Annotated in this window: 21 protein-coding genes and 1 tRNA gene; 11 read left to right on the top strand and 11 right to left on the bottom strand. The window is 56.3% G+C overall.

Annotated features, from left to right (window positions below):
• Nucleotides 1–268 precede the first annotated feature (268 nt).
• Nucleotides 269–685: an outer membrane protein assembly factor BamE gene (locus ACWB12_RS01605; RefSeq protein WP_479528304.1), complete on the bottom strand. Its 417-nt coding sequence runs from the start codon at nucleotides 683–685 to the stop codon at nucleotides 269–271.
• A gap of 155 nt (nucleotides 686–840) precedes the next feature.
• On the opposite strand from ACWB12_RS01605, the gene ACWB12_RS01600 reads away from it, so the two are divergent.
• From ACWB12_RS01600 to ACWB12_RS01565, 8 genes are all read left to right on the top strand, one after another.
• Complete coding sequence (locus ACWB12_RS01600) at nucleotides 841–1,395, top strand: YceD family protein (RefSeq protein WP_479528303.1); 555 nt, start codon at nucleotides 841–843, stop codon at nucleotides 1,393–1,395.
• A 177-nt stretch (nucleotides 1,396–1,572) separates the two neighbouring features.
• Nucleotides 1,573–1,782, top strand: coding sequence for a 50S ribosomal protein L32 (gene rpmF, locus ACWB12_RS01595; RefSeq protein ID WP_479528302.1), 210 nt, complete (start codon nucleotides 1,573–1,575; stop codon nucleotides 1,780–1,782).
• 21 nt (nucleotides 1,783–1,803) lie between these two features.
• Nucleotides 1,804–2,895, top strand: coding sequence for a phosphate acyltransferase PlsX (plsX, locus tag ACWB12_RS01590; RefSeq protein ID WP_479528301.1), 1,092 nt, complete (start codon nucleotides 1,804–1,806; stop codon nucleotides 2,893–2,895).
• Between the two features lie 12 nt (nucleotides 2,896–2,907).
• Nucleotides 2,908–3,882, top strand: coding sequence for a beta-ketoacyl-ACP synthase III (locus ACWB12_RS01585; RefSeq protein ID WP_479528300.1), 975 nt, complete (start codon nucleotides 2,908–2,910; stop codon nucleotides 3,880–3,882).
• 121 nt (nucleotides 3,883–4,003) lie between these two features.
• The gene (ihfA, locus tag ACWB12_RS01580; RefSeq protein WP_479528299.1) at nucleotides 4,004–4,306 is read left to right on the top strand and encodes an integration host factor subunit alpha; all 303 of its coding nucleotides are present in this window, start codon (nucleotides 4,004–4,006) and stop codon (nucleotides 4,304–4,306) included.
• Between the two features lie 10 nt (nucleotides 4,307–4,316).
• Nucleotides 4,317–4,994: a MerR family transcriptional regulator gene (locus ACWB12_RS01575; RefSeq protein ID WP_479528298.1), complete on the top strand. Its 678-nt coding sequence runs from the start codon at nucleotides 4,317–4,319 to the stop codon at nucleotides 4,992–4,994.
• Between the two features lie 62 nt (nucleotides 4,995–5,056).
• Nucleotides 5,057–5,133 (top strand) — tRNA-Pro (locus ACWB12_RS01570).
• A 61-nt stretch (nucleotides 5,134–5,194) separates the two neighbouring features.
• Nucleotides 5,195–6,283, top strand: coding sequence for a 2'-deoxycytidine 5'-triphosphate deaminase (locus tag ACWB12_RS01565; protein WP_479528297.1), 1,089 nt, complete (start codon nucleotides 5,195–5,197; stop codon nucleotides 6,281–6,283).
• A gap of 96 nt (nucleotides 6,284–6,379) precedes the next feature.
• On the opposite strand, the gene ACWB12_RS01560 is transcribed toward ACWB12_RS01565, so the two are convergent.
• The 7 genes from ACWB12_RS01560 to ACWB12_RS01530 form a co-directional block, all read right to left on the bottom strand.
• Nucleotides 6,380–6,583 carry a hypothetical protein gene (locus ACWB12_RS01560; RefSeq protein WP_479528296.1) on the bottom strand — a complete coding sequence of 68 codons (204 nt, stop codon included), beginning with the start codon at nucleotides 6,581–6,583 and terminating at the stop codon, nucleotides 6,380–6,382.
• Between the two features lie 9 nt (nucleotides 6,584–6,592).
• Complete coding sequence (gene scpB / locus ACWB12_RS01555; protein WP_479528307.1) at nucleotides 6,593–7,258, bottom strand: SMC-Scp complex subunit ScpB; 666 nt, start codon at nucleotides 7,256–7,258, stop codon at nucleotides 6,593–6,595.
• A complete protein-coding gene (locus tag ACWB12_RS01550) occupies nucleotides 7,251–8,048 on the bottom strand; it encodes a segregation and condensation protein A (protein ID WP_479528306.1) in 798 nt (265 codons plus the stop codon). Before ACWB12_RS01550 ends, scpB begins: the two co-directional genes overlap by 8 nt.
• Nucleotides 8,041–9,054 carry a glycoside hydrolase family 3 N-terminal domain-containing protein gene (locus ACWB12_RS01545; protein WP_479528295.1) on the bottom strand — a complete coding sequence of 338 codons (1,014 nt, stop codon included), beginning with the start codon at nucleotides 9,052–9,054 and terminating at the stop codon, nucleotides 8,041–8,043. Before ACWB12_RS01545 ends, ACWB12_RS01550 begins: the two co-directional genes overlap by 8 nt.
• A gap of 104 nt (nucleotides 9,055–9,158) precedes the next feature.
• Nucleotides 9,159–10,226 carry an SPOR domain-containing protein gene (locus ACWB12_RS01540; protein WP_479528294.1) on the bottom strand — a complete coding sequence of 356 codons (1,068 nt, stop codon included), beginning with the start codon at nucleotides 10,224–10,226 and terminating at the stop codon, nucleotides 9,159–9,161.
• 81 nt (nucleotides 10,227–10,307) lie between these two features.
• Nucleotides 10,308–12,053, bottom strand: a complete 1,746-nt coding sequence (gene argS, locus ACWB12_RS01535; RefSeq protein ID WP_479528293.1) for an arginine--tRNA ligase — start codon at nucleotides 12,051–12,053, stop codon at nucleotides 10,308–10,310.
• Nucleotides 12,054–12,169: 116 nt separating this feature from the next.
• Nucleotides 12,170–13,309, bottom strand: coding sequence for a deoxyguanosinetriphosphate triphosphohydrolase (locus ACWB12_RS01530; protein WP_479528292.1), 1,140 nt, complete (start codon nucleotides 13,307–13,309; stop codon nucleotides 12,170–12,172).
• 79 nt (nucleotides 13,310–13,388) lie between these two features.
• Between ACWB12_RS01530 and ACWB12_RS01525 the strand changes: the two genes are divergently transcribed.
• Together ACWB12_RS01525 and ACWB12_RS01520 are read left to right on the top strand one after the other, a co-directional pair.
• A complete protein-coding gene (locus ACWB12_RS01525) occupies nucleotides 13,389–13,712 on the top strand; it encodes a HesB/IscA family protein (RefSeq protein WP_479528305.1) in 324 nt (107 codons plus the stop codon).
• Nucleotides 13,713–13,955: 243 nt separating this feature from the next.
• A complete protein-coding gene (locus ACWB12_RS01520; RefSeq protein ID WP_479528291.1) occupies nucleotides 13,956–15,668 on the top strand; it encodes an OmpA family protein in 1,713 nt (570 codons plus the stop codon).
• Nucleotides 15,669–15,677: 9 nt separating this feature from the next.
• Here ACWB12_RS01520 and ACWB12_RS01515 read toward each other — a convergent pair whose 3' ends face one another.
• The gene (locus tag ACWB12_RS01515) at nucleotides 15,678–16,577 is read right to left on the bottom strand and encodes a Hint domain-containing protein (RefSeq protein ID WP_479528290.1); all 900 of its coding nucleotides are present in this window, start codon (nucleotides 16,575–16,577) and stop codon (nucleotides 15,678–15,680) included.
• 228 nt (nucleotides 16,578–16,805) lie between these two features.
• Between ACWB12_RS01515 and xth the strand changes: the two genes are divergently transcribed.
• Nucleotides 16,806–17,585 carry an exodeoxyribonuclease III gene (gene xth, locus ACWB12_RS01510; RefSeq protein WP_479528289.1) on the top strand — a complete coding sequence of 260 codons (780 nt, stop codon included), beginning with the start codon at nucleotides 16,806–16,808 and terminating at the stop codon, nucleotides 17,583–17,585.
• A gap of 94 nt (nucleotides 17,586–17,679) precedes the next feature.
• Here xth and ACWB12_RS01505 read toward each other — a convergent pair whose 3' ends face one another.
• Both ACWB12_RS01505 and ACWB12_RS01500 read right to left on the bottom strand, forming a co-directional pair.
• On the bottom strand, nucleotides 17,680–18,288 hold the full coding sequence (locus ACWB12_RS01505) for an OsmC family protein (RefSeq protein ID WP_479528288.1): 609 nt from the start codon (nucleotides 18,286–18,288) through the stop codon (nucleotides 17,680–17,682).
• A 1-nt stretch (nucleotide 18,289) separates the two neighbouring features.
• Nucleotides 18,290–18,811, bottom strand: a 522-nt coding sequence (locus ACWB12_RS01500; RefSeq protein WP_479528287.1) for a methyltransferase family protein, incomplete at its 5' end; no start/stop codon positions are given.

Here is an 18,811-nt window from a genome sequence, read left to right as displayed (position 1 = left end):
GTTTTACAGCAATTTTCATATTATTCAGAAACGACATTATCCAGTTCTCCACAGCCAAGGCACGGGACAGGATTACAGGCAGTGCCGTAAACCAATCCATTTGCGCACAATATTGCGTGCAGGAGTGAAGATTCGTTTAAGCCACGCAAGTTACGATCAACAATCGCCTCATTGACCGCATGCAAGCTGTGAGTTCACACAAGGCACATCGCATAACCAATTGTAAACAATTGCGTAATACAGATACTACAAGCAAATTTCACTGCGTCTAGTTATCGAGGAAATCACCAGCGCGGAGGTTGCCCAAATTACCTAGGAGTTGACGAAGGAACGTAATGCCTTTGATGTTGCTGTCCGTCACACGCCGCGACAACGGCACAACGCGGCCATCTTCCAGCGTAAAGCGTTCGATGTTTTCAACAATTCCATCGTCTGTAAACGAAATGGCCAACACCTGACGGTCAATGATTTGCGGGGCTTTATAGGCATAGTTGCGCCAGCGGCTTTGGGTGTAATACCAATTTCCCCCCTCGAGCACGCCAAAAGATGTTGGGCGGCCGACAGTTTCGGCCACGGAATCGCGGCTGTCTATGCCGACGATGATCTCTTCCAAATCCGTATCGGTCGGAACATAGCCGTGATTTTGATAGGTTGCGGAACATGCACCAACGATCAGAATAAGCATCCCAAACGCGCCCGATCTTATGTGTCGTAACAGTTTTGACATACCCAGCCTTTTGCTCCGCCCCTTGCCTTAGCCCTGATCACCCCGTAATCCGGACCGTGCATCCGACTTATAGAAGGATTGGCCGCTGTTCAAGAATGGAAAACACATAGCAAATGACCGACAAGACACAAAAATCACAAAAGCTACTTGTTACGGGGCTGGATACACAAAAGCCAACCCCGTTCGAGATACAGCCATCGCCCTCCAAACGCGATGCAATTGCCCATGATCTGGATCTGCTCGGGCTGCGAAAACTGCGATTTACCGGCTCCATCGTCGCCACAGGTGATGCCGACTGGACTCTGACAGGTGATTTGGGCGCGACCGTAGTGCAGGCTTGCGTGGTAACGCTGGTGCCGGTCACCACCCGCATTGATGTTGCAGTATCGCGCCAGTTTGTGGCCGCGGTCGCGGAACTGGTTGATCCGGACGAAGAAATCGAGATTTCGCCAGATGATAACAGCGAACCATTGGGCACGCATATTGATCTGGCCGCCATAATGACCGAAGCGCTATTACTGGCGCTGCCGCTTTATCCCAAGGCCGAGGGTGCAAACCTTGAAACCAGCATATTCACCGAGGCCGGAAAAACCCCGATGAGTGACGAGGCCGCACGCCCCTTTGCGGGGCTTTCGGCCCTGCGCGACAAGCTGGAAAAAGACGAATAAATACAGGCGATACCGCCGCTAAACCCTGTGTCCAAGAAAACACTTGCGCCAGCCCGAAATCCCAGTATGTTCCGCGCTCGCACAAATGACGGGTTGGAATACAGCCCCTGTTGGCGTATGAGACATAAAAGATATGAAACGCAGGGGTAATTGCCCCTATTAGCCCGAGGTTGTGACATGGCTGTTCCTAAGAGTAAGATTTCGCGGTCACGCCGCGGTGAGCGTCGTTCACACGATGCACTGGTTGCTGGCAATCCTGCCGAATGCCCGAACTGTGGTGAACTAAAACGCCCACACCACGTCTGTTCCGACTGTGGCCACTACGCCGAGCGCGAAGTCGTTGCGATGGTGGACGAGGCCGATTTCGACGACGAAGACGCAGCCTAGCGCGACTTTGGCACCTAGGGCATGACATCGGACACAAATACCCCGACTTCTCTGGGTGCAACACGCACCATTATATCTATTGACGCCATGGGCGGCGATCTGGGGCCGGCAGCTGTTGTTGCCGGCATTTCCCGTTCCGCACGCGGAAATCCGGATATCGGGTTTATTGTCAGCGGTGACAAACCGACATTGGAAGCCCTGTTTGCTAAAAACCGCGATCTGGCGGACCGATGCGAAATTCGCCACACAGACGAAGTCGTCACCATGGATGCCAAACCCAGCCATGTGATGCGCTATGGCAAAGCCACATCAATGTGGTCGGCAGTGGATGCGGTGAAATCCGGTGATGCGTCGGTCTGTGTATCCTGTGGCAACACCGGCGCATTGATGGCGGTCTCGATGATCCGCCTGCGCAAACTGCCCAGCATCAACCGCCCCGCCATCGCCTGCCTCTGGCCTTCACGTAACATGGGCGGGTTCAACATTATGCTGGATGTAGGCGCTGACATTCGCGCCGATCAGGAAGATTTACTGCAATATGCACTGATGGGGGCGTCCTATGCCCGCAATGGCATGGGCATTAAACATCCGCGCGTTGGCCTGCTGAATGTCGGCACCGAAGAACACAAGGGGCGCGCCGAACTAAAGGTGGCGCATGAATTGATTGCGGACGCCGCCAACCTTGGCAACTTTGAATTTATCGGCTTTGTTGAAGGCGGCGATATTCCCTCGGATCGCGTTGATGTGATCGTCACTGACGGGTTCACCGGCAATGTGGCGCTAAAAACCGGCGAAGGCACCGCCAGTCTGATCAGTGAATTCCTGCGCCAGGCCTTCAAGGCCACCCCGTTTGCCCGCATCGCATCACTACTGGCGCTGACCTCACTTAAGCGCTTGAAAAGACGGATTGATCCGCGTCGCGTAAATGGCGGCGTGTTTTTGGGGCTGAACGGCACAGTGATCAAATCACACGGATCAGCGGATGAAACCGGCATCGCTGCGGCGATCCAGTTGGCCATCACCCTGTCACAATCAGATTTCTCGCATAAACTGGCGGCACGGGTTGCATCTGCGTCCTCGGCCCGCCAAGATACCGATATAACAGAAGAATAAGCAGGCACCCTAATGACACTACGCGCCGTGGCAATTGGCGTCGGACACTACCTGCCCGAACGCATCGTCCCTAACAGCGAATTTGAAAAAACGCTGGATACTACAGATGAATGGATTCGCACCCGTTCAGGGATTGAGCGGCGCCATTTCGCAGCCGAAGGTGAAACCACATCACAAATGGCTGTGGCCGCCGCCCATGCGGCGCTAAAAGACGCGGGGCTTATAGCCGGTGATATTGACGCGATCGTTCTGGCCACCTCAACGCCAGATCATACATTTCCGTCCGTTGCCACCATGGTTCAGGCCGAAATAGGCATGACGCGCGGCTTTGCTTTTGACGTGCAGGCGGTTTGTGCCGGTTTCGTTTTCGCATTGGCCAATGCCAACGCGCTGATTGTGTCGGGTCAGGCCAAACGCGTGCTGGTGATCGGCGCTGAAACCTTCAGCCGGATTATGGACTGGTCTGATCGCGCAACGTGCGTTTTGTTCGGCGACGGGGCCGGTGCACTGGTTCTTGAGGCACAGAATGGTAATGGCACCAATGCGGACCGCGGAATTCTGGCCACAGACCTGAATTCGGACGGGCGTTACAAGGATATGCTTTATGTCGACGGTGGCGTGTCCACCACGCAAACATCCGGCTATCTGCGGATGCAAGGCAACGCCCTATTCCGCCAAGCCGTTGAAAAATTGACCCAAACTGCCGAGGTGGCCCTGCATAAAGCGGGGCTTGAGGATAGCGATGTTGACTGGATCGTGCCGCATCAGGCCAACATCCGCATCATCAAGGGCACCGCCAAAAAGATGGGCATCCCGATGGATCGCGTGATTTTGACGGTCCAGGATCATGGCAACACCTCTGCCGCATCGATTCCCCTCGCTTTGTCGGTTGGCAAGGCGCGCGGACAGATAAAACAGGGTGATTTACTGGTCACCGAAGCGATTGGCGGCGGTCTGGCATGGGGATCAGTGGTAATACGGTGGTGATTTAGCGGTATTCGGCGGAAATTGCGCGTTTAACGCCTGCTTCCAAGCCATTGATATTGACTCGGAAATTCACAGGCCGCTATGGTTGTACAAATCGCATCATTGCGACATGGGGGACAATATGAGTGAAAAGACATTAACACGAATGGATTTAAGCGAAGCGGTGTTTCGCGAAGTTGGCCTGAGCCGCAATGAATCGGCCCAACTGGTCGAAAGCGTTCTGGGCCATATGTCCGACGCATTGGTCAAAGGCCAGTCTGTTAAAATCTCGTCCTTCGGCACCTTTGGTGTGCGCGACAAGGCCGCCCGCATCGGGCGCAACCCCAAAACCGGCCAAGAGGTTCCGATCCATCCGCGTCGGGTCCTTACGTTCCGCCCGTCGCACCTGATGAAAGACCGGGTCGCTTCCGGCAACAAACGTTAAGGGGGGCGCGGTGGCCAAATCACCCGACGCCTTTAGAACCATCAGTGAAGTCGCCGACTGGCTTGATACCCCCGCGCATGTGCTGCGCTTTTGGGAGAGCCGGTTTAGTCAGGTAAAACCGGTCAAACGCGCTGGTGGGCGGCGCTATTACCGCCCTGCCGATATGCTGCTGCTGGGCGGCATCAAAAAACTGCTTCACGAAGACGGGATGACCATTAAGGGCGCTCAAAAAATGCTGCGCACGGACGGGGTCAAAAAGGTTTCGGCCCTGTCGCAACCAGTTGATGGCCTTGATGATGGTGATGTTGTGGATGCCAAAGCGGAAAAACCAGCAACCGCGCCGAAAAAGCCCCCCCCAACAACACCACCGCTGAAGGTCGTAGAGGCAGAAAAACCTGCGGTGGTCAAAACCGATATCCCCGCAGCCCCCCCCGAAACAGATGTCCCAGCCAAAACTGCCGAAAAACCACAGCCTGACAACGTTGCTACTCCGGCACAAAAGCCCGATACACCCGCAATAGTTACTAAGGCAGATACCCTCGGTAAAGCCAATGCAGAACTAAAAGCAGATAGCAAATCTGATGCTGGCCCAGACAGCGAAACCGATTCCCTTACGTCAATCTATAGTCGCCTCACCGCCCTGCATGACCGGATGAAATCCGACATTGACCCAAAGCAACAAGGTTAAGCCACCGATATGGGTTTTCACGCTTGCTTTGGTCCGCAAACTCATTATGTAGAGCCTGAGTTCGGGCTATGGCGCAGCCTGGTAGCGCGTCCGTCTGGGGGACGGAAGGTCGCAGGTTCGAGTCCTGCTAGCCCGACCAATATCAAACCCGCCCGCACCCATTCGGTGACGGGCGGGTTGATCGTTTTAGGGGCATAAAGATGACAAAACACGGAACTGGCGTTCTACCCGACCACGCCCTGCGCGATATGATTGCAGCAGACCACATCACCGCTGATCCCGCGATTATCCCTGAACAAATACAGCCCGCATCGCTGGACATGCGCCTTGGCACCACGGCTTACCGTGTTCGCGCCTCGTTTCTAACCGGTGCTGCGGCCACCGTTGCCGAGCGCCTGCATGAATTTGAAATGCACCGTATTGATCTGACAGATGGTGCCGTGCTGGAAAAAGGCGCCGTTTATCTCGTTCCCCTGATGGAAGGCTTGGCGCTGCCTGATGGGATTCAGGCCGTGGCCAACGCCAAATCCTCAACCGGACGCCTTGACCTGCTGACCCGCACCGTTACCGATTACGGTGTCGAATTTGACCGCATTCCGCCGGGATATACCGGACCGCTCTATGCCGAAATCTGCCCGCGCTCGTTTTCGGTGCTGGTGCGGCCCGGGATGCGCCTGAACCAGATCCGGTTTCGCACCGGACAAGCGGTGCTGACAGATGTTGAGCTGCTGGCCCGCCACAAAAAACACGCGCTGGTCGATGGCGAAGCCCATATCGACGCGGGCCTCGGGTTTTCGGTCGATCTGAAACCCGACAACGGCAACCTGGTCGGCTACCGCGCCAAACCCCATACCGGCGTGATTGATCTGGATAAGATCGGCTACTATGATCCGATGGAATACTGGGAGCCAATCCACACCGATGACGCCCGTATCATTCTTGACCCCGGCGCATTCTACATTCTGGTCAGCCGCGAGGCCGTTCACATCCCGCCCGATTGTGCCGCCGAAATGGCGCCCTACCTTGCTATGGTCGGCGAATTCCGTGTCCATTATGCAGGCTTCTTTGACCCCGGTTTTGGCCACGATGCGGCAGGTGGCAAAGGCTCGCGCGGGGTGCTCGAGGTGCGTTGCCACGAGGCACCCTTTGTGCTGGAACACGCCCAGATCGTTGGCCGTCTGGTTTACGAGCGCATGGCCTCTATGCCCGAGGTCCTTTATGGCGCAGACCTTGCCTCGAACTACCAAGGGCAGGGTCTAAAACTATCCAAACATTTCAAGACAGTATAGCTCTAATTTAATTCAAATTTTGGCTTCTTTTTTGCAAAAACATCCCCGCCGGAGGCATCTAGCCTCACCGCAAGAACCAGCCATAGAAAATATGTGCTAAAACCGCCCTATGCGTCGCGTCAAACGCGCCATGTCTTTGGCTTTTTTAGCGGTCTCTTTGGCTTTTTGCGCCTGCTCGCGCTCGGCGGGAGTCATTTCCTCTCGGGATTTGCCGCGATTCGCGGCCATATTAATGCCCTTGTTTACCGCTTTGCGCATAAACATCCGCATGATCATGTTGATGATCTGGTTGATATTCATAACATCCTCCTATTCCTCAAACATTTCACTTTGCCCAATCGCCGCATCGCCATCCTCGGCATCACTATCAGGCATGCCCGGCATAGCACCCGGTGGTGGTCGGCTCTCCAGCAATCCGGCGGATCGTAATTCCTTCAGCCCCGGCAGATCGCGGGCATTTTCCAGACCGAAATGATCCAGAAACCCTTGCGTTACCACAAACGTCACAGGCCGGCCCGGTGTCATCCTGCGGCGGCCAAACCGAATCCATTCCATTTCCAGCAATTGATCCACCGTACCACGGCTGACTGAAACACCACGAATTTCCTCGATTTCGGCCCGTGTCACCGGTTGGTGATAGGCGATAATCGCCAAAGTCTCGATCGCGGCACGCGACAGTTTGCGCGTCTCAACCGTTTCTTTTTGCATCAAAAACCCCAGATCGGGCGCTGTGCGGATCGCCCAAGCATCGCCAACCCGCTGCACCGACACGCCGCGGCCCTCGTAACGCTTGCGCAAATGCACAATCGCCTCGGCCCCGTCACAGCCATGCGGCATCCGGTCGTTCATTTCCTTGACCGTCACAGGCTCGGCTGTGGCAAACAGGATCGCCTCGACCATCCGTTCTTGCTCGCCCATCGGCGGCGCTTCAAACAGGCTCTCTTCAATTTCCGGATTCTCGATGTCTTCAACCATCATCGCCTGCCTTCTTGCGGATCTGGATCGGGGTAAATGCTTCACCCTGACGAATTTCAATCTGGCCCAGTTTGGCCAATTCCAATGATGCGGCAAAATTGGCTGCCGTGGCACTGCGCCGCTTGGCAGGATCCAACTCCCAGCCGTCCGGCAGATAGCTCTCCAGGACCGTCCAGTCGCCGGCATACCCGATCAGCCCGCGCATCCGCTCCAGCGCCTGCTCCAGCGTCATGATCGCGTCGCGATCCATCACAAAGGGGCGGAATTCATCCTTGGTGCGGGTGCGTGCATAGGCCTGCATCAGGTCCAGCAGCGTCGCGGTATAGGTCACGCGGCGGATGCGGGTCACGTCTTCGGGCAGGCCGCGGGCGAAAAAATCGCGCCCCATCTGGTCACGCGCCATCAATTTGGCGGCACTGTCGCGCATAGCTTGCAGCCGTTCCAGCTGGAACGCCAGATGTGCGGCCAGTTCTTCGCCTGACGGGCCTTCCTCGGACGGGTCAGGCGGCAGCAATAGCCGCGATTTCAAAAACGCCAGCCAAGCCGCCATTACCAGATAATCTGCTGCAAGTTCCAGACGTAACGATTTGGCTTCATTGATGAATTTCAAATATTGCTCGGCCAACGCCAGCACCGAAATTTTGCGCAGATCCACCTTCTGGGTACGCGACAGGGTCAGCAACAAGTCCAGCGGCCCCTCGTAGCCATCGACGTCAATGATCAAGGCCTCGGCCACCAGCCGCTCCTCTACCGCAAGCGGCGTATCTTCCTCGAAATCAACCTCAGTCATCATTGCGCCCGCCTATAAGGCCCGCAAGTTCGTCTTCTAACGCCAAAATGTCAACAAAATCAGGCGATTTGCGCATATTTAACGCGGCATCGGCCCGCGATTGTGCCGCCTGACTAAACATTCCTGCTTCGGTCGCGACCTGCGCCATCTCGTCCAGTTCACCATTGCAATGCAAGATCATGTCCATACCGCCCCTCATGGACGCCCTTGTGCGCTGTGTCACATCACCGTCCAGCGCCTCCATCGACAAATCATCCGTCATCAACAGCCCGCCAAATCCGATGTCTTGCCGGATCACACGCGTCATAACGGGCGAGGTCGTTGCAGGCCCGCTCGGGTCAATATCCTCATAGATAATATGCGCCGACATGCCCAACGGCAGGTCCGCCAGCGCCGCCATTGCGGCAAAATCAATCGCATCCAGATCAGCGCGTTTGGCGCTGACACGGGGCAGTTCCAGATGGCTGTCCAATATGGCACGGCCATGACCGGGGATGTGTTTTAGAACCGGCAAAACCCCGCCATCCAGCAGCCCATCGGCCACCGCGCGGCCCACAGATGCCACGGTACCCGCATCTTCACTATAGCAACGATTGCGCAAAACCGCATGAGTTTGCGGCGTCGCCACATCGGCACATGGCGAACAATTGCTATCAATGCCAACACCGCGCAACTCGTCCGCAATGATGCGGCTGCGGATATACATGCTGCGTTGCGCATTCGCAGGATTTGCAGCGACCTGATCCAGCGGTGGCAACCAGTGGCGCCAATGCGGCTGCACCATCCGTTCAACCCGCCCGCCTTCCTGATCGATGGTCACAACAGCGTCACGCCCGACAGCACTGCGCAAATCATCCGTCAGGCGGCGCAATTGATCGGGGGTGTCTATGTTACGGGCAAACAAGATAAAGCCCCACGGGTTAGCTTGCGCAAAAAACGCAGCTTCCTTAGGCAACAGACGTTCGCCCGCGCAGCCAAAGATACAAGCCCCCTGACCGTGCCCCATTTAGAGCGCGTCCAATTCAATTGAATTCAAGAATTCACCCGCCCCAGCGAGGCAGCGCATAACGCGTTCGCCGGGGCGGGTGAATTCGAGTAAATTTGGCATGATTAGCGCACCTTTACAGGGATACAGGCGGCTTTCTCGGCCAATAACGCAGAACAGAACCGGCGTGCGTCCGACAGGTCATCAAAGCCCATAGCCCGCAAACGGTAGAACGTGCGTCCGCCGCTTTGCGCTTTCTGGATCACCCGCGACTTGCCTTCCATGTATTCGGTAAACCGGCCATACAAACGGTCCCATTCCTTTTGCGCGATCTCGGCACTGTCATACGCTCCCAGCTGAGCCAAACGGGTGCCCGCCGAAATTGTGGTGGCATCCACATCGGTTACGGGGGCCGATACGGTCTGTGCCGCCGCCACTTCAACCGGTGCGGTGGCGGGGGTTATGTTTAATCCTTGCGGGCGCATCAATGGGCGCGGCGACTGTGAAACACCGGCAACAGAGACCGCAATGACGGCAACGGGAACTGTGGCACTCACGGCTTCGACCTCGGTCAGGGGGGCGGTATCAGCCGCGATTGTTGCGGCCATCGCCATGGCTTCGGCCACCGCGGCATCTGTTGCGGAGAGTTGCGGTGCTGTTGGCTCTGTCGATGCCACAGCAACCCCTTCGCCGTCATCTACAACTGTGGGCAACGCGGGGGGCGGCGCGGTTTCTTCCAGTAATGCGGGGGCGGTAATTTCGGTGGTTCCATTGAGCACAACCTCGGCATCAGCAGCCTCGGCCATTGATGTGGTGTCCTCACGCGGCGACGGGCGGCGCAATCCGGCCACGTCATCTTCGCCAACCCCAGCGCCTGTGGGGGCCAAGGTCAATTGTTCCGGCACAGGTTCAGCCAATCCATCGGATTGCACGCGGTTCACTGCCAGACCCTGATTTGCGGTTTGCATACCGCCCGGGTCATCCGGCTGAACCCGCATCGGCCCGTCAATTGCCCGCACCACCGGCACGCCGGTGACATCACGCACCAGCAACCGATATCCCCAGACCCCGATCCCGATGATCAAGGCCACAGACATCAGCGCGCCTGCCGTATTTACAAGTTTGGAAACCCTGCGCGTTTGCGCCCCGTCCAGTGGCGCGTCTTCTGCAGCACGGTATTCAACATCCGCCATTTTATGCCTCACTGCCCGCCCCGCATATTTCGGTGCTGGTCACTCTAATCTGCCTCATGACCACCAAAGGCGCGCTTGTTGTCAGCGCATTTCCTTAGCCGGGGTCACCCCTAGAATACCAAGTCCGGCCGAAATAACAATGGAAACTGCACGAATGAGGGCGATTTTCGCTTGTGACGTGGCGGTATCGCCCTCTTGCAAGAAGCGAAGATCAGCCAATTCATTGCCACGGTTCCACAACGCATGGAATTCACCCGCCAGTTCATACAGGTAAAACGCCACCCGGTGCGGCTCGTTGGTGCGGGCGGCAATCTCGATCAAGCGCGGCCACTCGGCCAGCTTTTTAGCCACCGCCAGCTCGGCCTCATGCGACAGCTTTGACAGGTCCGCCGTTTTCAGCGTCGCATCGTCCACCGCCATGCCCGCGTCCGCAGCTTTGCGCAAAACCGAATGCACCCGCGCGTTGGCATATTGCACATAGAACACCGGATTATCCTTGGATTGCTCCAGCACCTTGGAAAAATCGAAATCCAGCGGCGCGTCGTTTTTGCGTGTCAGCATGACGAAGCGGGTCACGTCTGATCCGACCAGATCAACCACCTCGCGCAGGGTCACAAAATTGCCCGCCCGTTTGGACATTTTGAACGGCTGACCATCCTTATACAAACGCACCAGCTGGCACAGTTTGATGTCCAGCGGCACCTTGCCATCCGACAGCGCCGAAACGGCGGCCTTCATCCGTTTGACATAGCCACCATGATCCGCGCCCAGAACGTCAATCAGCTCATCAAAGCCGCGCTCGATCTTGTCATAGTGATAGGCTATGTCAGGCGCGAAATAGGTCCAGCCCCCGTCGGATTTTTTCACCGGCCGGTCCACATCATCGCCATGTTCGGTTGACTTGAACAGAGTCTGGATGCGGGGTTCCCAATCGTCATCCGCCTTGCCCTTGGGTGGTGGCAAAGTTCCTTCGTAGATCAATCCCTTAGAGGATAGGTCTTCAAGTGCTTTTTCGATCTTGCCTGATCCATACAGCGACTTTTCCGAATAGAACAAATCCATCTTGACGCCCAAGGACGCCAGATCCTTGCGGATCATATCCATCATCTCTTGGGTCGAAAATTCACGCAAATCCTGCAGCCAAACGGATTCAGGCTGATCAATCAGGCTGTCGCCATATTTTTCCTTTAGCGCCGCACCAATCGGCACCAGATAATCGCCCGGATACAGCCCCTCGGCGATCTCGGGCACCAGCCCGTTGGCCTCGCGATACCGTTCATAGGCAGACCGCGCCAGCACATCGACCTGCGCGCCACCATCATTGACGTAATATTCTCGCGTCACCTGATGCCCTGCAAAATCCAGCAGGCTCGCCAGCGCATCGCCAAACACAGCGCCCCGCGCATGGCCCACATGCAGCGGGCCGGTCGGGTTGGCCGAAACGAACTCGACATTGACCTTACGCCCCTGCCCCATGTCGGAACGGCCAAAATCATTACCCTGCGCCAACACACCGCCAATTACACCCTGCCAGATACACGCCGCCAGCCGCAGGTTCAAAAACCCCGGCCCCGCCACTTCGGCCACAGTGATCCGCGCATCCGCCGCCAACCGCACCGCAAAAGTATCGGCAATATCGCGCGGCTTCATTTTGGCGGGCTTGGCCAACACCATCGCCGCATTGGTCGCCATGTCCCCGTGTGCTGCATCGCGCGGTGGCTCAACCGTGACATTGGCAAAATCCAGACCGTCAGGCAAAATGCCCTCGGCCTGCATTGCAGTCAGGTTTTCAATCACCAGCGCGCGGATATCGGTAAACAGGTTCATAACAGGCGGTCCTTAAGGGTTTAGGCGGGTTTAACATGGCCTAGCCCAACGTCAACAATCAAGCGCCACTTCCCCATTTTTGTTCTACAAATATCCGCGCCGCAGGCATAAAATTTTCAACTGCCCAACAACCGCTCATGTTCCTGAAGCGCAAAACGGTCGGTCATTCCCGCAATATAATCCGCCACCAACCGCGCCAAGGCGACCTTATCCTGCGCCCTATCCACATCATTTTTCCAATGATGCGGCAATTGGTCTGGATGGGCCAAGAAAAACGGGAACAACTCCTGCACCACGCCCGTCACCTTCTCGCGCATCTCCACCACCGACGGGGCGCGATACATTCTGGCAAACAGGAAGCTGCGGATTTCTTGCAAATCCGCCCACAACGCAGGTGAAAACTGTACCACTGGGGCGCCCGCCGCGCGGACATCCTCGACCTGCTGTGGGTCAAGTACCGCGATCAACCGCCGGCTTTCGCTGATCACATCCGAGACCATCACCCCGAACACCCGACGCAGGGCCTCGTGACGTCGACGATAGCTGCCCAGATCAGGATAGAGCGCGTCGACATCGGCGAAACAGTCACCAATGATCGGCAGGGCAATTATATCCTCATCCGTGAATAAATTTGCACGAAGACCGTCCTGTAAGTCATGGTTATTATAGGCAATATCATCTGACAATGCCGCCACCTGCGCCTCGGCACTGGCATAGGTCTCTAGCCCCAGATCGTGGCGCGCGTTATATTCCGCCAGCGCATAGGGCAGCACGCCAACCACCGGCCCGTTATGTTTGGCCAATGCCTCCAGCGTTTCCCACGTCAGGTTCAGCCCGTCCCATTCGGCGTAATGCCTTTCCAGAGAGGTGACGATGCGGATCGCCTGTGCGTTATGATCAAATCCACCATAAGGTGCCATGCATTCAGCCAGCGCATCCTCGCCCGTATGACCAAACGGCGTATGCCCCAGATCATGGGCCAGCGCCACCGCTTCGGTCAGCTCGCCATTCAGGCCCAGTGCGCCCGCTATCGTGCGGGCCACTTGGGCCACTTCAATCGAATGGGTCAGCCGGGTGCGAAAATAATCGCCCTCGTGCTCCACAAAAACTTGCGTCTTGTGTTTCAGTCGACGAAACGCCGACGCATGAATGATCCGGTCCCTATCCCGTTGAAAACAGGATCGAAACGCGCTTTCCTCCTCGGCAAACAGCCGTCCCCGGGCCTTTGCTGGATCGGACGCATATATTGCAAGCATATCCCTGCCTGTTGTCGCCTCGTGCAATCGTGCTTATATGTCATACGCAACAGGAAAGAAACGGCAGATCATCATGGAAATCACCCTCCCCCCCAAAGTCACCGAACGGGCCTTTGCCCGATTGTCCGAAATCAACGCGAATGGTGACGCGAAGGTTTTGCGCGTTGCCGTCGAGGGTGGCGGCTGTTCCGGCTTTCAATATGAAATTACACTTGGGGACCCTGCCGAGGGTGATCTGGTGCTGGAAGGCGCTGGCCAAAAGGTGGTGATCGACGAAATATCGCTGCCGTTCCTGTCAAACGCGATCATCGATTTTTCCGATGAATTGATCGGCGCACGCTTTGTTGTCGACAACCCGAACGCAACCAGCAGCTGTGGTTGCGGCACGTCATTCTCGATGTAGGTGCCGTAGCGGCACTATTATGACACACTATTTATAGTATTATCCCCTACTTGCCCCCCAAGATACCTTGTTTCAGCCGTCAATATGCGTAAAACAGGTATAAGCAAAAAATAGCCTGTCGGATTAACCGAAAGCAGGCGTGGGTAATTTAGGCGTAATTCGAGTGATGGTTTGGCTACTCATTTCTTCTGGTGATTCGTTGCACTCGCCCAGTGGTTTGCTGCACCAGCAAAGGTGCCCGTCATGAGCGCTGATGAAGACGATTATGAAGTGCACGTTTTTGCCACGACTGATGAAGATGGCTATTCCGACGGGCTGGAACCAGAGCCGGAAGTCGAACAAGCGCCGCATCCCCACAAAAAATCTGGCAGTTCGGGCCTGATCCGGATCGGGCTTCTGGTGCTGGTGCTTGTAGGGCTGACTTTTCTGGTGCACCGCATGTGGGGCACGCAGATTGCACGCTATTACCTGAACGAGCCATCCCCCGACGCGCAATTCGCGCCGATTGATCCGCTGGTCTATTCCGAAGCGGTCGATGTCTGGAGCCTTGCCCGTAGCAATTTGCGCATCAGCCAGAACGCCCAAACTGCCGCTGCGGATGAAACCGACACAGCCAATGCACTAATCACGGCGCTAAAACAGGACCTGGTCCAGTCTAACGAGGCAATCGCCAAAAGCAGCGAGAGCCTGGCTGCGGCCAAGGAACATCTGTCGACCGCCGAAAGTAAAGCAGCCGAACTTGCCGCCTCGACCCTGAAGGCCGATCTGGATGAGGCCACGCTACTGGTAAAAGCTGATGATGGCCGTCTAGCGCGGGCCGAAGCAAATCTGGTCAGTGCCAGAGCTGACGCCGCACAGATTGAGCAAACCGTAGATCAACTGGCCAAAGCGACCGATGCAGCGATTGCCGCGATGGAAGCATCCGAGGCCGCCGTCGCCGCCGCAACTGCGGCAGGCGAGATCATCGCCGAGAACGAGGGGAGCGAGCCTGAAAACCCGTCCCTGTTGGCGCGTCTGACCTTTAACATCTTCAGCGAAACGCGAACACAGGTCAGCGGGGCGCAACGCGCCCGCGAGGCCGCTGCAACCGCGCTTGCCACAGGTGAATCCCAATTGGCCGAAGCCTCGGATATCGAGGCGGCACGCGAAGCAGAACGTGACGCGGCCAGAACCGCCGCCGCCAATGCATTGGTTGAGCAAAAGCGGCTGCAAAAACTGTATTCGCAGCTGGTGCAAGACCGCGAGGCCGCAGCAAAGGCGCTTGAGGCGGCGCAGATCGCACAAGTGGCCGCATTGACCGATCTGGATGAGAGCCGCACGCTGAAGGCCGTTGTCAGCACCAAAATGACCGAGGCCCGTGCCACCCTGAAAGCCGCGCAAGCAAGTGCCGAGGTGGCCGCTGATGACATCATCAAGGCACAGGAACGGTTCGATGTGGCGCAGGCCGAGTTGAGCGCGCTGCGCAAAAAACGCGCCCTGCGCAGCGCCGTGGTGCTGGCCGAGGTCAATTCCCTGTTCGCTGATGCCTTGCGCGATGAAATCGGCCTGCCTGCGACGGCAGACCCGACCAGCGACCGCTTTGCCCTATCATCCGAAGTGCTGTTCCAGTCCGGCGCCGCCGATCTGGGCGCCTCTGGCAAGGCCGAGTTGAACAAAATGGCCGCCATCCTGAAACGGATCAGTGAAACCATCCCCGAGGATGTCAGTTGGGTTCTACGGGTTGACGGGCATACCGACAACAAGCCGCTCACAGGCAATGGGCCATTCCGCGACAACTGGCAGTTAAGTCAGGCACGCGCCCTTGCGGTGGTGAAATATCTGATCAACAAACACGATGTATTGCCCAGCCATCTGGCGGCAAACGGGTTTGGCCAATACCAACCGGTTCGCAGTGGCAGTAATGATGCTGATCTGGCGATCAACCGGCGGATTGAGCTGTTCCTGACCCCGAAATAAGCAGCAGGTCTAGGCCACAAACGCTTGCATTTCATAGGTCTTCGCAACCCGTTTTGCCGCCGTATATTTGGCTGGATCATGCTGAATTTCGGGAAACAGGGTTTGCAGTTCCGACAGCAGGGCCGTGCCATCCCCACACAGGTATTCGCCCACCAGCAGGCTTTCGCTTGGGGCACCTTGGGCATAAATCACCTCGTGGGCATCGAACATCAGGTGGATATAGTCCACCGTATCGCAGGGGGCTTTCAGGATTGTGCAGTCATTCAACAGTTTGTTGGCGGCGCACAACACCTCGTCTTCGCCGAAAAACAGTTCTGCCCGCCAGTCCTGTAACAGCATCCGGTGCTGCGGCGAAACCCGCAGATCACGCGTGTTGCCAATTGCGCCCGCCTTGAACAGGATCGGGGCAAATTCACCGCGTCCTGCCACCTTGCGTGTGCCAATCCAGCGAACAGGTTGTGGTCCATGATCTTTGGTGGTGACCAGATCGCCGATTTCCAGATCCTCAACCCGCACTTCGCCATCGGGGGTGTCAATCATCGTGCCCGCCGTAAAACAGGGTGGTCCCAGATTGCCGACCGGCATCTGGGTGCTTGTGGTGACAAAAGTCGTTGCACTGGCCGTGCCCGGCAACAGGACAGACCCGTCATTGGGCGTGAAATAACGTGACCCGTCGTCCGTATAAAATGTGGTGCCCGTGTAGGTCGTGCCGTCAATGGTGACCGTATCATTCACCCAGACGCGGTTCACATTGCTGCCATTGACCTGATCCAAACCATTCGCACTGATAAACCCGTCATTGTCCGCATCATCCAAGGTGATTGAAATGACCGTCACGGTCGCGGGCAGGCCCGGCGGTGCGCCGGGGTCAAAATTGCCTCCTAGGGCCTGATCGGTATATGTTACCATCTCTAAATCTATCTCGTTTGGTTGCGTTACTACCCGTCCCCTGCGATAAAATTTCCGTTTAACAATCGGTTTACCTAAAGGAACAGGTTAGTATTTGACCTGTCATTGTGTCCAAATCAGGGAAAGCCTTTGACAATTTCATGCATTGTTTCGATATCTGTTAACCATAAGTAGGCTTGAGCCTTGGCCACATTCCCAGCTAAACAGGTGGGTAAACAGGAGCACGCTATGAAAATCGCCACCTTTAATATCAACGGCATCAAGGCACGGATTAACGCGCTGCCTGACTGGTTGCGCGAAAGTCAGCCGGATGTGGCCCTGTTGCAGGAAATCAAGACCGTAGACGAGGGTTTCCCGCGCGAAATATTCGAAGACATGGGGTATATTGTCGAGGTTCACGGGCAAAAGTCGTTCAACGGGGTGGCGATCCTGTCGAAACTGCCGCTCGAGGATGTGCGCCGTGGCCTGCCCGGTGATGACACGGACGAGCAGGCCCGCTGGATCGAGGCCACCGTGATGGGCGACACGCCAGTGCGGGTTTGCGGGCTATATCTGCCCAACGGTAACCCCTGCCCGGGTCCGAAATACGACTATAAACTGGCGTGGATGCAGCGGCTTTATACCCGCGCGCAAGAATTACTGCTGGCCGAAGAACCCGCCCTGATGGCCGGTGATTACAACATCATCCCGCAGGCCGAAGACGCCGCCCACCCTGATGTGTGGCGCGAGGACGCGCTGTTTTGCCCCAAAAGCCGTGCGGCCTATCGTAAAATCCTGAACCTCGGTTTCACCGAGGCGTTTCGCGCCCGCATCCACGGCCCCGAGCACTACAGTTTCTGGGATTATCAGGCCGGGGCGTGGAACAAAAACGACGGCATCCGGATTGATCATTTCTTGATGACCCCGCAATGCGCTGATCTATTGACGGATTGCCAAATCGATGCCGAAATCCGTGGCCGCGAGAAACCGTCGGATCATGTGCCGGTCTGGGTGGATTTGGCGGCGTAAAAGATGGGGGCAATGAATAGGCGGCAATGCGGACTTTACTGCCGTTTACCAACTGAATTCCAAAGCCCGCTTTGGGAAACTGCCAACCACGGTTTTAACAGGCCACTGGATCAACAATATCACTTAAGCTTCGTTCGATTTGCACCGTTGGCGGAGCGCGTAGCGTTTGTAGAATGACGCAGCTTCGTTCTGCGGCGTCGATCAGCGCGTTCAGATGCGGCGCCGAAAGGCCACACTGGGTTTTCAGATCGACCTTCATGTGCACGGTCTGAAAACCGACAGGCACATTGTCACCTGTCATCAACGTTCCACGCACGTCGGCCCCAAACCGAACCTGCACTTCGAGGTGGCTCAGCTTAATCCCCTTGAGGTTCGCAATCATGCGGATGGCCGTATCAAGGCAGCTTGCCAAAGCAGCAGCCAGAAGTTCGCCCGGGCATGGAAAGTCGCTTTCGCCACCAACGGCTTTGTGGACGGATACGGGGATATCCAAAGGGATGCCCTCGCCGCACACGACATGCGCATGGATTGGGTGATCTGCGGGAACCTGAGCATCAACCGTCCGTGCATGATCATGCACCCACGCTGCATCCGGCGCGTAATGATAGTGCTTGCGCAACGGCAACTGTCGATCAAGAATGTTGATCGGCTGCGCATCTGTGAAGGATTGGATGTGGCTTCGGTGTTTGAGATACAGTGTCATTTTACGACCCCCGCCTGAAGCCGGGAACAAACGCAGGAACCTCACGCTGGTAGGCGAGGTATTCATCGCCAATCTGGGCAATCAGGTCCTTTTCTTCGAGATGTAGCACAGCGATGACGATGTAACCTGTGGTCACCAATGTGAACAAAAGATGCCCCACGGTCATGGTCGGCGCGGCCCAGAAGGCAATCAAAAACCCCATCATAATGGGATGGCGCACCAATCTATACAGGCCAATTTTGATGAACCCCGGCTGTGTTGCGTGGCGTTTATTAAGGTTCGCGTAGATTTGCTTTAGGCCAAACAGGTCAAAATGATCAATCATGAAGGTTGAGGCCAAAACGACCAGCCAGCCGACCCAAAAAAGCGCGGTCAATGCTGTTCCAAAAATCGTATTACTGAGATCCCATATTGGAGTCGCGAGCGGTTGCCAGAACACAAAGATCAAAATCAGGGCAACGCATGTCATCAAAATATAGGTGCTGCGTTCAGCAGCTTTGGGGATGATTTTTGTCCAGATGCG

Source organism: Profundibacter sp. (genome assembly GCF_056498605.1).
This window is presented reverse-complemented; position numbering and strand designations above follow the sequence as displayed.